The 13,507-nt window shown below is 60.8% G+C and carries 13 protein-coding genes; 2 read left to right on the plus strand and 11 right to left on the minus strand.

The genetic code is table 11. The features are described 5' to 3' along the window. Nucleotides 1–30: 30 nt before the first annotated feature. Nucleotides 31–2,139 (minus strand): formate C-acetyltransferase, encoded by a 2,109-nt coding sequence (pflB, locus tag CCICO_RS05530; RefSeq protein ID WP_018019664.1) that lies wholly within the window; start codon nucleotides 2,137–2,139, stop codon nucleotides 31–33. Nucleotides 2,140–2,516: 377 nt separating this feature from the next. Further along, nucleotides 2,517–3,944 (minus strand): NAD(P)/FAD-dependent oxidoreductase, encoded by a 1,428-nt coding sequence (locus tag CCICO_RS05535; RefSeq protein WP_018019665.1) that lies wholly within the window; start codon nucleotides 3,942–3,944, stop codon nucleotides 2,517–2,519. Between the two features lie 400 nt (nucleotides 3,945–4,344). Between CCICO_RS05535 and CCICO_RS05540 the strand changes: the two genes are divergently transcribed. Next, the gene (locus CCICO_RS05540; RefSeq protein ID WP_026161440.1) at nucleotides 4,345–5,667 is read left to right on the plus strand and encodes a class I SAM-dependent methyltransferase; all 1,323 of its coding nucleotides are present in this window, start codon (nucleotides 4,345–4,347) and stop codon (nucleotides 5,665–5,667) included. A 279-nt stretch (nucleotides 5,668–5,946) separates the two neighbouring features. On the opposite strand, the gene CCICO_RS05545 is transcribed toward CCICO_RS05540, so the two are convergent. From CCICO_RS05545 to CCICO_RS05570, 6 genes are all read right to left on the minus strand, one after another. Beyond that, a complete protein-coding gene (locus CCICO_RS05545; RefSeq protein WP_156809852.1) occupies nucleotides 5,947–6,516 on the minus strand; it encodes a hypothetical protein in 570 nt (189 codons plus the stop codon). Between the two features lie 100 nt (nucleotides 6,517–6,616). Continuing rightward, the gene (locus tag CCICO_RS05550; RefSeq protein ID WP_018019669.1) at nucleotides 6,617–6,763 is read right to left on the minus strand and encodes a hypothetical protein; all 147 of its coding nucleotides are present in this window, start codon (nucleotides 6,761–6,763) and stop codon (nucleotides 6,617–6,619) included. Nucleotides 6,764–6,827: 64 nt separating this feature from the next. Further along, entirely contained in the window at nucleotides 6,828–7,091 is a 264-nt protein-coding gene (locus tag CCICO_RS05555) for a hypothetical protein (RefSeq protein WP_018019670.1), read from the minus strand. 1,480 nt (nucleotides 7,092–8,571) lie between these two features. Continuing rightward, the gene (locus CCICO_RS05560) at nucleotides 8,572–8,733 is read right to left on the minus strand and encodes a hypothetical protein (RefSeq protein WP_018019671.1); all 162 of its coding nucleotides are present in this window, start codon (nucleotides 8,731–8,733) and stop codon (nucleotides 8,572–8,574) included. Nucleotides 8,734–8,742: 9 nt separating this feature from the next. Then, nucleotides 8,743–9,456, minus strand: a complete 714-nt coding sequence (locus tag CCICO_RS05565; RefSeq protein WP_026161441.1) for a YceI family protein — start codon at nucleotides 9,454–9,456, stop codon at nucleotides 8,743–8,745. A 22-nt stretch (nucleotides 9,457–9,478) separates the two neighbouring features. Beyond that, entirely contained in the window at nucleotides 9,479–9,814 is a 336-nt protein-coding gene (locus tag CCICO_RS05570; RefSeq protein ID WP_026161442.1) for a hypothetical protein, read from the minus strand. Between the two features lie 165 nt (nucleotides 9,815–9,979). Between CCICO_RS05570 and CCICO_RS05575 the strand changes: the two genes are divergently transcribed. Next, on the plus strand, nucleotides 9,980–10,378 hold the full coding sequence (locus tag CCICO_RS05575; RefSeq protein WP_018019674.1) for an RNA polymerase-binding protein RbpA: 399 nt from the start codon (nucleotides 9,980–9,982) through the stop codon (nucleotides 10,376–10,378). A 186-nt stretch (nucleotides 10,379–10,564) separates the two neighbouring features. Here the strand turns inward: CCICO_RS05575 and CCICO_RS05580 are convergent, their stop codons facing one another. The 3 genes from CCICO_RS05580 to CCICO_RS05590 are packed head-to-tail and all read right to left on the minus strand — an operon-like array spanning nucleotide 10,565 to nucleotide 13,442. Continuing rightward, nucleotides 10,565–11,374: a polyprenol monophosphomannose synthase gene (locus tag CCICO_RS05580; RefSeq protein WP_018019675.1), complete on the minus strand. Its 810-nt coding sequence runs from the start codon at nucleotides 11,372–11,374 to the stop codon at nucleotides 10,565–10,567. A gap of 8 nt (nucleotides 11,375–11,382) precedes the next feature. Continuing rightward, nucleotides 11,383–12,915 (minus strand): apolipoprotein N-acyltransferase, encoded by a 1,533-nt coding sequence (gene lnt, locus CCICO_RS05585; protein WP_018019676.1) that lies wholly within the window; start codon nucleotides 12,913–12,915, stop codon nucleotides 11,383–11,385. Continuing rightward, a complete protein-coding gene (locus tag CCICO_RS05590) occupies nucleotides 12,915–13,442 on the minus strand; it encodes an FxsA family protein (protein ID WP_018019677.1) in 528 nt (175 codons plus the stop codon). The genes lnt and CCICO_RS05590 overlap by 1 nt, the downstream gene beginning before the upstream one ends. Between the last annotated feature and the right edge of the window lie 65 nt (nucleotides 13,443–13,507).

Here is a 13,507-nt window from a genome sequence, read left to right on the forward strand (position 1 = left end):
TCGGCCCGCTCACGGGGGATGCCCGTGGTGTTAGGCGGGGCAGGTGGTGTCGTCGATAATGAACCCGGCATCCAGAATGCCCACCAAGTTGCCCACCTGCTCATCCTTGTCGCGGCCCAAGCCGGACGGGGTGATGGTGTTGGTCAGCGAGATGCCGTCGAGCGCATCCTGGTAGTCCAGCTTGCCCACCGAGAGCATGGAGGCCACCATGCCGTGGGTGTCGGCGCCGTTTTCGGGGTTGGCGCCGGGGCTGAAGGGAGTGCCGGCTTGGTGCCCGGAAGGGAAGGAGCCGGTGGCCTTGCCGTAGACCACGTTCGAGGTGATGGTGAGCACGGACTGGGTGGGGATGGCGTCGCGATACATCGGGATGGACTTGATCTTGTCCATGACGGTGTGCACGATCGTCGCGGCGATGTCATCGGCGCGGTCGTCATCGTTGCCGTAGCGCGGGAAGTCGCCTTCGGTGACATAGTCCACGATCAGGCCGGTCTCATCGCGCACTGGGGTGACGCTGGCGTACTTGATGGCCGAGAGAGAGTCCGCCACGATCGACAACCCAGCGATACCGCAGCCCATGGTGCGAATGATGTCGGAATCGTGCAGCGCCATCTCGATGGCCTCGTAGGCGTAGCGGTCGTGGCAGTAGTGGATGATATTCAGGGCCTCCACATAGGTTCCCACCACCCAGTCGAGCATCTCCTCGTATTTTTGCCAGACCTCATCAAAATCAAGCGGGCCATCGCCTTCGATGGGGCTAAACAGTCCTTCCTCGGTGACCTGCTTGCCGCTGACCTCGTCGCGTCCGCCGTTCATGGCGTACAGCAGGGACTTGGCGGCATTGACGCGGGCGCCAAAGAACTGCATTTGCTTGCCCACAGCCATGGGGGAGACGCAGCAGGCGATCGCGGCATCATCGCCCCATTGCTCGCGGATCTGCTCATCGGACTCGTATTGAATCGAGGAGGTCTCGATGGAGATAGCGGCACAGAAATCCTTATAGCCCTTAGGCAGAGCCGGATCCCAGAAGATGGTGATGTTCGGCTCCGGGGCTGGGCCCAAATTGCGCAGGGTCTGCAGCAAGCGGAAGGATGTCTTCGTCACCAGCGAGCGGCCATCGGTAGCAAACCCAGCATCAGACCAGGTGGCCCAGTAGGGATCGCCGGAGAAGATCTGGTCATAGTCGATGGTGCGTAGGAAGCGCACGATGCGCAGCTTGATCACCAAGGCATCCATAATTTCTTGGGCGTCGTCCTCGGTGATTCGGCCAGCCTTGAGATCGCGCTCGAAGTAGATGTCGAGGAACGCGGAGAGACGGCCGATCGACATCGCAGCACCATCCTGGGACTTCACCGAGCCCAAGTAGGCGAAGTAGGTCCACTGCACTGCTTCTTGGGCGGTGGTGGCGGGCCGAGAAATGTCGAAACCATAGGCGGCTGCCATGTTCTTCAGCTTCTTCAGCGCCTTGATCTGCTCGGAGTGCTCCTCGCGGTAGCGGGCCCAGTGCTCCGAGAAGGCCTCGGTGGCGTGGGCATCTTTAGCGGCCTGCTTCTCCGCGATGAGGGCATCGACACCATAGAGGGCCACGCGGCGGTAGTCGCCGATGATGCGGCCACGGCCATAGGCATCGGGCAGGCCAGTGATGATGTGGGAGCTGCGAGCGGCGCGAATGCGCGGGGTGTAGATATCGAAAACCGCGTCGTTGTGTGTCTTGCGGTAGGAGGTGAAGATCTTCTTCACATCCTCATTGACGTCCTTGCCGGCCTCCTTGATGGCGGTTTCCACCATGCGCCAACCGCCATTAGGCATCATGGCGCGCTTGAGCGGAGTGTCAGTTTGCAGACCGACGATCACATCATCGTCTTCGCTGATGTATCCGGCGGGGAAGGCATCCACATCCGCCGGGGTGGTGGTATCTACATCGTAGACGCGGCGCTTACGCTCCTCGGAGAGGTAGTTCTTCTCCAAGTGGTTCCACACGCGCATGGTTTTTTCGGTGGGACCTGCTAGGAAGCTGGCATCACCGTCGTAGGGGGTGTAGTTGCGCTGGATAAAATCGCGCAGGTTGATCTCGCTCTGCCAATCGCCGGCCGCGAAACCGTCCCATCCAATGTTGTCGGGGTTCAGGGTGTCCTGAGACACGCGTTCACCTAGCCCTTCACTCTGTTGCGTTCAACGAGCCGGGAGGCCACTGCACACCTTAGTGGGATCCCGACCTTGATGTACGGGTGTATGTCCACATCGCATACTACGCCGCTGACTGAAGGGCTTCGCAGGCTTATCGACGCCCACCTCTACCGCCCCCGCCCAGTGGTGGGATGTCAAGTAGGCGCGAGTGAGGTTAGCGAAACAAACGCGCTGGCTGAGAGTTTTTTCTTGTATGTCAGACGATTTACTTGTGTGGGAAATGGGGGTGGAAGGTGTCCGAGAGCTATAGATTGTGATAAATGCAACGCGGCCACAACCCCCAGTTAGGGGTGTGGCCGCGGGTGGCGGAGGATGCTGCGCCGGCGCTGGGCTTAGTTGCCCTTCTCCAGCTGTTCCAGCTTCTTTTCGTCGAGGGAGTAGCGGCGGGTTTCCGCAGCCTCCACAGACAGGCCGTCTTCGGCGCTAAGCTCAGCCAGCTTGTTCAAACCATTGCGGCCGTGCAGCTGCTGGCGGGTGGTGGTGATCTGCCAGCGAGCGCGGGAGAGCACGTTCAGGCCCCAGGACATCGCAGCCACGAATCGGTTGCGGAAGCCCACCAAGAACATCACGTGCACGGCAAGCCACAGCACCCAACCGATGAAGCCGGTGACCTCAATGCGGCCCATCTTCACCACAGCGGAGAAGCGAGAGACAGTGGCCATCGAGCCCTTGTCGTAGTATTCGAAGGGCTCGCGGGCGGCGATGGTGCCCTGTTCTGCGGCGATCACATCGGCGGCATATTCACCGGCCTGGATGGCCACCTGGGCCACGCCGGGCAGGTTGTTGCAGTTCATCATGTCGCCGACGACGAAGATGTTCTTGCTCTCACCCGGGGTGAGGTCCTCATTGACCAGCACACGGCCGGCACGGTCGACCTCGGCTCCGGTTTGGGCGGCAATCAGCTTGCCCAGCGGGGAGGCCTGGACGCCGGCGGACCAGATCTTGCAGTAAGACGGGATGGTGGTCTCGGTGTCATCCTGCATGTTCTTGTAGGTGACGGATTCGGCATCCACATTGGTGACCATGGAGTTCAGGCGCACGGACACACCAAGCTTCTCCAGCTGTCGCTGCGCCTTGCGGCCCAACCGCTTGCCGAAGGGCGGCAGCACCTGCGGGGCGCCGTCGAGAAGCAAAATGCGGGCGTTGGCCGGGTTGATGTTGGTGTAGCGGCCCGCGAGGGTGCGGTGAGCCATCTCGGCGAGCTGGCCTGCGAGCTCCACGCCGGTGGGGCCGGCGCCGACGACGACGAAGGTGAGATAACGCTCGCGCTCGGCCGGGTCGGTGGCCAGCTCGGCGCGCTCGAAGGCGCCGATGATGCGGGCGCGGATTTCGAGGGCGTCGTCGATGGACTTCATGCCCGGTGCGAACTCTGCGAAGTGCTCGTTACCGAAGTAGGACTGGCCGGCACCGGCGGCGACAATGAGGGAGTCGTAGCTATAGACCCGCTTGATGTCGCCGAGCTCGGCGGTCACCGTCTGCTCCTCGGCGTTGACATCAGTGACCTCGCCCTTGACGATGTTGATATTGTCCTGATTCTTCAGCACCTGGCGGTTGGCAGGGGCGATCTCGCCAGAAGAAAGCAGGCCGGTGGCCACCTGATACAGCAGCGGCTGGAAGAGGTGGTGGTTGGTGCGGTCGATGATAGTGACATCAACATCGGCGTCTTTGAGGCGCTGAGCAGCGAAAATGCCGCCGAAGCCGGAGCCGATAATCACCACGTGGTGGCGGCCGCTCTCTGGGCGGAAGGGCTGGTCAGACATAACGATAAACTCCTTGAAACACAAAACAGATTCCCGCGCGCCCCGCTGACATATATATAAGGGCCCCGTGCTGGCGGGCGTTAAGGCCACACCAGGCGCAAGGCAGGGGCGCGCACAGATGCACAGTCTATACCCCAGCCGTGGTGATAGAAAACACAGCCATGCTGAGGCGGAGCGCCCATGCATGTGGTAATTGTGTTGCTCTGCGTAGGCTGCGGCCCTGCCTCCCCGAGCTTCACTGCGCGGAGTTCTACCATGGTGTTTCGAATGATGATGGAGCAACGAGGCGAGCCTGCGCGTCCTCTCAGCGTCCGCCGCGGTCGTGTTGGCGTTGTCGATGCGGGTGGTCGCGATCGCGCGTGTGCTTCAGCTCGAAGTCGGAAAGGTAGCCGCAGAATCTATGCCCCGTTATAAGGCCAGCCACTTAGCGCATGTTGATGCGCAACGGTGGCCGGGAGTGGCCACCGTGCCGGTCGCGTGGAGCGACCGCTTCGCCTCGTGGCGGCTGCGGCGCGTAGAGGCCCACTTTGCGCGGGCCCTCGCTGACGTCGGTCTGACAGTGGGCACCTCTCTCGAGGATGCCGACGTGGTGGTGGACCACGAGGAGCTGTTCTACCGGCTATCCGATGGTGGCTGGCTGGGTCTGGCGGAAAGCTTTATGGCAGGGGAGTGGCGCGCCCGTGATCTAGGTGCGGTGCTCAGTGCCCTGCTGGCCACCACCTTCGGTCCGCCGCGCCGGCTACCACCTCGGGGAGCTTACGAGGGTGGGGAACTGCCCGCAGCACTTAGTGAGTTCACCTCCACCGATAGCATTCACGATGGCGGCGGCATGTTCGCCTCGGGCGTGGCCACCACCGAGCGGGTGACGCGTAAAAGCTACACCCACACCTCGCGGCCGAAGGCCGAGGCCCCGCATCACTTTGTGGACGATACGCGTATCTCCGCCCCTGCGGCAGTAGATCGCGCCGATCTGGTGGACGCACAAAACCGGGCCATTGATTGTTTGCTGGACGCCGCTCACGTGGGCGGGGGCCGCGATGTGCTGGAATATCCCCTCTCGCGCGGCGCCATGGCCATTCGGGCCGCCCAGCGCGGGGCAAGTGTAGACGCACTGAGTCCCGACCCTGATTTTGTGGCCGCGGTAGATGGAAGCGTGCAGCTTGCCGGGGTATCTGATTCCGTCTACATCCACACCATCGATCACCCCATTGCCACCCGCGAGGATTGGCGGTCTCGCTATGAATCGATCGTGAGCTTGGACAAGCTCGTGCCTATGGGCGGGGACGGACAGCGGGACTTCTTCCGCGCTATTGACCGCATGCTCTCAGTGGGAGGTTTCGCCGCAATCCAGACCCTCGCCGAGGGGCCTAATTTCTCCGCTGTCACCAAGCAGGCACTCGCCGTGGAACGCGCCTATATTTGGCCCGCCATGGATTATCCGAGCGTCGAGGAGCTGCACAAGACAGTGGATCGCGATACCTCCTTGCGCATTATTGGCGAGATGCACTTCGCCTCCCACTATGCGCAGGTTGCGGCTTTACAGGGGGAGCTTTTCGACGCCAACTCGCGCGATGCTGCCGCCGCCGGCTTCGATGTGACCTTTAGGAGGCTGTGGCGCTTCCATCTTGCGCTGCAGCAGGCCCTGCTAGAGCAGATGCATCTTGATGCCCTGCAGCTGCGTCTGACCTCCCGCAGTCGAGCTGGCCGCGCCGGTGAGAGATAAAGAAACCACTAGTGTGCACGGCAGCTGAAAGCGTGCGCGGCAGCGGAGGCTTATAGCGCAAATAGACCTCACGCCCCAGACCATGACAGGCCTAGGGCGTGAGGTGACTCTTGGGCGAGCTAGTTTAGATAGCGCCGAAGATCTGGCCGGCGCCGCCGAGAATCTTCTCGACGATCTCGACGGCGAAGTCGAGTGCGTCCTGGTCGAAGTAGCCGGGGTGCGGTGCTTGTCCGGTAGGCATAGAGATGTCCTTTCCTATTAAAGGGAAAACGGGCTGTATTAGCGGATAGTGATGGTGGCGCCGGGATCGGTCAGCTTGGTGTAGGCGGCCAGCGGGGCGACGCGCTCACACTGGAGCACGCAGCTCGGGTCCGCCTTCTCCGGGCGACCGTCGCGGCGGACGTCCTCAGCGTTGTACACGGTAGGAACGGCAACAACCTTCTCGCCGGGCACCGCGCGGCTCGGAATGAACACACGCAGGTTGGAGTGCAGCTTGCCCTCCTCGGTGGCGCGGTAGGTCAGCCAAGTGTAGACACCCCAGTCGCGGCCGGTGCCCGGCTCGCGGAGGGTGACTCGCACCGTGTAGTACAGGCCCGGGGTAAAGCCGGTGCCGGTGAACTGAACGCGAGCCCAAGTACCCGGGCTCACTTCCTTGGCGTCGGAATCGGCGGCAGTGAAGGATACGCCCTCTACGGCGCCTTCAGCACGGTTCGGATTCACGGGGGACTCGATCACCTGGGTGGGATCCCACCACGGGCGGTCCTGCACGGCGCTGGCAGTACCAACGCCGGCACAGAGAGTGCTCACGGCGATGACACAAGCGGTGATTCCTTTTGTCAATGAACGCATAATATTCTCTCGAGTTAGGTCTAGGTTTGGTGAGAAAAGAAAAGCGGCGGGCCGCTCAAAGGTCGGCCCGCCGCTAAGCACTGAGCACGGTGTGCGTGCGTTAGACGACACCAGCGGCGAAGCCGAGCATCGCCTTAGCGGCATCAACTAGTGCAGGTCCAACCTCTTGGAACCAGTGAACCGCCGGAATGGGGTCGCTGGGCGGGTCGAGCGGAATACCTGCGTTAGGGTCGTGATCTGCACCCATGATGTAATCCTTTCGCCTGGAAGTGCTTCGGACGTGCTAGCTACTAGCCAGCACTACTGGAGTCTTAGGCCAGCTTGCCGACGAGGCCCAGGATGGCGACGGTGAGGTCGACAGCGTTGGAGAAGAAGCTGTCAACGTTGTCGGCGCTGATCTCGGAGGAGAAAGCGTCGAGGCTGGAGGTGTCAGCGGAGCCGGTGGTCCCCTCGGCGCCCGGCAGCTCGGTGCCCGGCAGGTCGGTGCCCGGCAGCTCGGTGTCGGGGGTGTCCACGACGGGGGTCTCGGCGATGGGGGTCTCGTTGATGGTGTCGTTCTCAACTGCGTTGTCCATGAAAACTCCTTATGAGTTGGGATCTCGACTTAACGAGATACTTCGGAATTCAGCGCATAATGCGCCTCTTACTAGTAACTCGCGTGGTGTGAAGTAACTCTCAGTAACGCCTCACCAGCTCGTTACGATGAAGACTATCCGACCCGTTACAAAACCGCCAGATGCTCGCAGAATGGCTCAACTTACGGAAGCGTCGGAAGGCTGAGAAAAACCTTAATATCTCGAATGTGAAACTGTTTAGAGCGGTCTAACGAAGTAAAATTCTGAGACTGGAAAGACTTGTTGAATAGCGCAACAAAAACAGTGTTCGGGCGTAGAGCTTTGACGCGCAAACCTATTGCCTGTATGTGGTGGGTGGTCTGATGACTGACATGAGCCATGGCGGGGCTGCATGGCTGGCTTTGGTGGCTGAGCAGGGGATAATTGTTACGTAAGCGTAGGTTAGGGGAGAAAGGGTTACCTTCCCTATAGGGCTATTGATTGCTAGGGCCTATTGGGATAAGGGGGAGGAAGAAAATGAGATGTGGGTGTGTCCGCAGTGGGATAGCTCAGACTTGTGGCCATCTCAGCAAAGTGGCCGTAAGTTAGCGAGGCTCGGTGCGTCGGAACCACGAGGCGGCAACGCTCGGAAAGGGGTTAACAGGGTGGGATCTGGAGCGTTTCAGGCTAGGCTAATCTGGGGGTAATGTCCGATGTCGGGTGGGCGCCAGGAGGGGCAACTATGAGTATCTTCTGCAACGGGGGCGTGTGAATGGTGAGGCTCAGGTGGTCTGTGAGGTGACGCGATGGGTACATGGATTGTGTGGAGGCGCTAGGCGTAGATGGTCGCGTGTCACGGTTGGGCATCCGCGGGCAGCACGCTAGGCGGATATGGCGGCTCGAGTCTGGGCTGGGACGTGGCTTGAAGTGGGTGGGGTGAGCTGAATGTGTGGGAGGGTGCCTGGGTTGGGGCCTTTTTGTTCGGCATGTAGCAGTAGTGGCCGCAGTAGGGTCCAGGCTAGGCGCTCAAGTGACATAATATATATTATCGGACAATTTAGGAATCGGGCTGCTGAGCTCGCAGTATGCCTATCCTTGGGCTTGGCCTCGGCCGCTGTGTCGAATCGGTGGCATATTAGGCGTGCTCCGTTCGGGCATGCTGCGGACATGGTGTCTCGGTGATGCGCGCCGTGCGCACTGACCGTGCCGTGGGCACGCACCCTCTCCGCGGCACGGGAGCTTCCGGTGTAGATCTGCCGCGCGGCTGTCGCCGTATGCCTTGGCGCTCTCCGAGTTGTCTCTACTGTGTGCATCGGCATTGTTGCTGTGTGGTGTTAGCCCTTTAGGGTTCACATGTGGCGTGTGCGTGTCGTATATCTACACGGTGTGGGCTGATGCGTAGTGCCCCTAAGGGGGCTCCCTGGACCGTGGGCTGCACATACAAATATAGCCACCTATTTCATCACTGTGATGAAATAGGTGGCATATTCGGCTACAGTAGCTAGCGCTGTTTATAGGCGGTAATCAACTGCCAGATCGTCAGTGCGATGAGGACAACTGTAAAACCGGCGAGCCACGGCAGTCCCTCCTTGTACATGAAGATGCCGAAGATGATGAGGATGACTAAGCGCACCCACATGGCGGGAATCAGTTTGTTCACCATGGTGTGCTCCTAGTCGTCCTTCTGCATACTGATGCGAATATTCAGCTCGCCATCCTCGGCGATCTTGGCTGCGACAAAGTCTGGGGTCTTCACCCCAAAATCTTCGCGATTGAATGGGATGGTTCCAGCCAGGATGATGGCATCTCCGCTACGCAGAACATCAAAGGTGGCGCTGATGGGATTGCTCACGCCCTTGATGGTGAATTCTCCCGTGAGCTCCACCGTGGCCGCGGTTCCATCATCAGGCACTTCCGAGAGATCCGCAGGCTCGGTAAGCCTAAACCGTGCCTCGGGGTAAAGCTCGGTTTCCAGCAGCTTGCGGCGTACATTGACATCGCGGCGTTGCTGATCCGTCTCCACCTGAGTGAGGTCCGCCACCATTTCGGCACCTGGCTGCACAGTGTCCTCGCTCACGGTGGCGCTTCCGGTGACAGCTCGGGTAGATCCAGAGGTGCTGCGACGCTCACCAGGAAGGATCTCGTCGAAAGTATAGCCCACCGAGGTGGTGTTGCCCTCGGCGCTGGGAACTACCGACCATTCGCCGTTGACATCGGTGGTGGCCGCACTGGCCTGCTCGGTGGCGATGCCCCCTGTCTGCACGCCGGAGTTCATCACGGCCTTGTACACCACGGGAGCGACCGCAAGCAGCGTGAGGACAACGATGACTACGACGGCGCCGACGACGATGGCCTTATTAGCCCCTTTGGGAGCCGGAGTATTCATGTTTTGCATCCTAACGAAAATTCTAGAAACGGAAATGTTCAATGGCCCGAGCCATGCGCCTGAGTTCGGTGCAGAGCTCGTCGATTTCCTCGGGCTCGGCGTTGTCCGCCACCGCGGTGGCTACATCCTCAGCGGCGCAGCGCAGCTCATAAAGCGAATCTTTAAACTGCGCCCGCTGCTCGGGGCTGATGACCACAGCGTCGCTGGGAAGCTGACGGCTCTCCGCCAGTTGACGGTGCTCATAGGCGCGCTGCCGGCACGAGGCGCTGCAGTATTTCTTGGGCCGTCCCCTGCCGCTAGCGGCGAATTCCTTGCCGCACCACTGGCAGGTGTGGGTCTCAGAATCGCGTCTAGTCACGGCTGTATATATTAGCGCACCCACCCTGTGTGAGGGTGGGCAAGCCCACGTGACTAAAATATGACGGGTTAGCTACAGCCACACTCGGCCGCGGTGGAACTAAAACCGCGATGTGTGCGTTGTACCTAGTGCAATACAGCCGCAAAGTAAAGGACGGATTGAAACATGGCAGATCGCGTACTGCGCGGCAGCCGTATGGGTGCTGTGAGTTACGAAACCGATCGAGATCATGATCTCGCACCTCGGCGCATGGTCAAGTATAAGACGGACTCCGGAGAGGTCTTCGAGGTTCCCTTCGCCGATGATGCCGAACTCCCCGAGGAGTGGCTGTGCAAGAACGGCCAGATGGGCACCCTCATGGAAGGTGAGGGTGTCGAGGGCAAGCCGGTGAAGCCGCCGCGCACCCACTGGGACATGCTCTGCGAACGCCGCAGCATGGAGGAACTCGATGAGCTGCTGGACGAGCGCATCGAGTATCTGCGTAAGCGTCGCCGTAATGCCGCGAAGCTGTTGAAGCAGCAAAAGGAAGAGGAAGAGCGCGCCAAGCAGGAGGCAGGCAACTAGCCAAGCCACCGCGCTTAGCTCCAGCACGAGGCCCTAGGATCCCCCCCCCATCGCCGGGATCCTAGGGCCTCGATGTTCTTGCCGAACTTTTCCTTCTGCAGTTGGGTGCCTAAAAAACAACGCTGCACCCTCTTCCCCACCCCGCACCGTGCGCCATCTGGCACGGAGCGTGGCGGGGGATGGCAGCTAGTTGTGGAACTTCGGTCGAGTCTTGTGGCGCTTGATCTCGTACTTCAGCTGCCGGGAGGTTTGGTTATACAGCTCCCGTGCCTGATCGGCGCGGTGCTTGAGCCCCCACAGGGTGACCTGCGAAAGCGAGCTGGTGACGAAGCTGCCGTCGAGCTTGGACTCGCCGATCTCCCGCTCGGTGAAGGTGATTGGAACTTCCTGGACATCGAAACCGGCCTGGACGGCCCGGAAGGCGAGATCGACCTGGAAGATGTAGCCGGCGTTTGATAGTTCCTTGAAGTCGATAGCTTCGAGGACTTCGCGTCGATAAGCGCGATAGCCTGCTGTCATATCGCTCAAGCCTGCACCGAGAGCGAGCGAAATGTAGATATTTCCACCCTTAGACAGCACATAACGCTTCTTGGGCCAATTGACCACTCGTGCGCCCGGGATGTAGCGGGAGCCGATGACCAGATCGGCGCCCTCATCGACAGCGTCGAGCAGCTGGTGGAGCTGCTCGGGGGCGTGGGAGCCATCGGCATCCATCTCGCACAGCACGGTGTAGTCGCGCTCCAAGCCCCAATTGAAGCCCTCAATATAGGCTCCCAGCAGGCCTTCTTTGGCCTTGCGGTGGCAGACGTGGATGTGATTGTCCTTCGCGGCGAGCTCATCGGCAACCTCGCCGGTGCCATCGGGGCTGTTGTCATCCACAATGAGGATGTCTACATCCGGGGTGGCCTGGCGGATGCGAGCGGTGATCAGCGGGGTGTTCTCGCGCTCGTTGTAGGTCGGGATAATGACCAGGGTCTTCTCACTCGGCTTAGTCACAGATGTCGCTACTTTCCATTGTTAGTGGACGCATCCGCACCATGGGGGTGGGAAGGCGCCTCTTCACGGGGCTGACGTCGCGCACGGCGGCCCCGCACTATACAGGCCGCAGCGGCTAACACTCCCATGATAGTGAGTCCCGCTTCGATCTGACCACCATGGTCCGCCGCAATGGTGCGGCTGTTGCGTAGTGGCAGCGTATCCACCAGATGATCGTGGGTGAAGATCTCGGTCTGTTCTAGCACCTCGCCACGTGGATTGACCAGCGCAGACACTCCTGAGGTGGCGGCAACCACCACTGCCCTATCTAGTTCCTTGGCGCGCAGCCGGCTCATGGCTAATTGCTGATAGGTCATGTCGGTAAAGCCGAAGGTGGCGTTGTTCGTTGGGGTGGTGAGTATCTCCGCGCCGGCGGCTATCGCATCGCGGCCCGCCTGATCGAAGGCCACCTCGTAGCAGGTGGACACGCCAACGGCGATGCCGTCCATGTGCACCACTCCCGAGCCGGCGCCGGGCACGAAGTTGCCGGCCATATCGACATAGTCGGAGAAGTGTCGGAAGAAATCCCGGTAGGGCATGTATTCGCCGAAGGGCTGCAGGTATTTCTTGTGGTGGTGCTCGCCCACGGTGCCGTCCTCGTTGAACACCACCATGGTGTTGCGAGGACCTGCCGCGTCGCGGGTGATGGTGCCCACCAAGATAGGCGCGTTCACCTGCTCTGCGGCGCGGTCGATGCGGTCTCTCGCGTGGGCGTTGGCGAAGGGATTGACATCGGAGGCGTTTTCGGGCCACACCACAATGTCCACGTCTTGATCGATGCGTTCGGTCTCAGCGACGTGATTATTCAGCACCGCTTCACGCTGAGCGTTGAAATCTAAACCCATGCGCGGCACATTGCCCTGCACGGCGGCCACCGTCACCTCCCCTATGGGCTTGGTGTTGTGTAGCGAGGAGCTATACAGCGTGCCCGCTAGCACCACAGCGGCGATCGTGGCGAGCGTGAGCACACCTGATCGCCGCGCGTGCATCACAACAGCGGCGAGGCTCGCCCCAATGCCGACGGTGGCGGCGGAGATCAGTGCGGGCCCGCCCACGGGGGCGAGCGCGCTCAGTGGGCCGTTGATTTGTCCCCAAGCCACGCGCACCCAAGCGAAGCCGCCGAAAGGCCAGGTGGAGTGCAGCCACTCCACGGCTACGTACCACAGGCTAAACGCCACCGGTCCTAGACGCGGGGCGATGCTGGCGAAGAGCAGTATGTAGAGCGTATTGACCACGGCGAGCGCGATATAGGGCTCGGCGCCAACAAATTCGCCCACCCACGGCAGCAGCAAAGCATAGGCACACAGGGCATGGGTGGCGCCCACCAGCAGTCCCCCGCCCACGCCGAGGCGGTGGTTGACGGGCCGGGTCCACGGGCGAAGCGCAGCATAGAGCAGCGTGAAGCTGGCGATACCAGCAAGCCATATGCCGTGGGGTTCAAAGGAGAGATATAGCAGCAGCCCAGAGATGGCTGCGCAGGCTAGGCGAGCAAGTATCGGCATTACTTGGAATCGGGTGTGTCGCTGCCCTCGTCGGAGTCAGTGCGTGGGGTGTCAAAGTCCTCAGGATTGACGTTGTCTGACCATTTTTTGATCTCTTCCTCATCAATGACTGGCGCGAAGGAGCCATAGGTTCCGCGCTGCTGAGTCATGGTGAAGGTTTTCACGCTGAGCTTATCCAGCCGCGCCATAGTGGTGCGTGAGATGACACGCCGAATGATGGCGCGGGTGGGCGGCAGAATGCAGAGGATGCCCGTGACGGAGGTGATGTAGCCGGGCAGGGCCACTCCCACTAGGCCGGCGAAGAGGAGACCATAATCCCCCACCACCTGTCCTGGGCGGGCCGACTGTGGATGTGTGGCGGCGCGGCGCGCAATCGCGCGCATCTCATAGTTGGCAAAGACGATGCCGAGCACAAAAAGGATGCCGAGGACCAGGATCGCCCAGCCGAAGCCGATCCATCGGCCAACGAGGTAGAAAGCGAGGATCTCACCGATGATGTACAGAGGGAAAAGTAGTCCTAAACGCACGGTGAGCCATTCTATCGCAGCTTTTCGACGCTTAGCTACAGCCCAGTGGTACACAACAACCGCCC

Source organism: Corynebacterium ciconiae DSM 44920, from assembly GCF_030440575.1.
In the GTDB taxonomy this organism is placed as follows: Bacteria; Actinomycetota; Actinomycetes; order Mycobacteriales; family Mycobacteriaceae; genus Corynebacterium; species Corynebacterium ciconiae.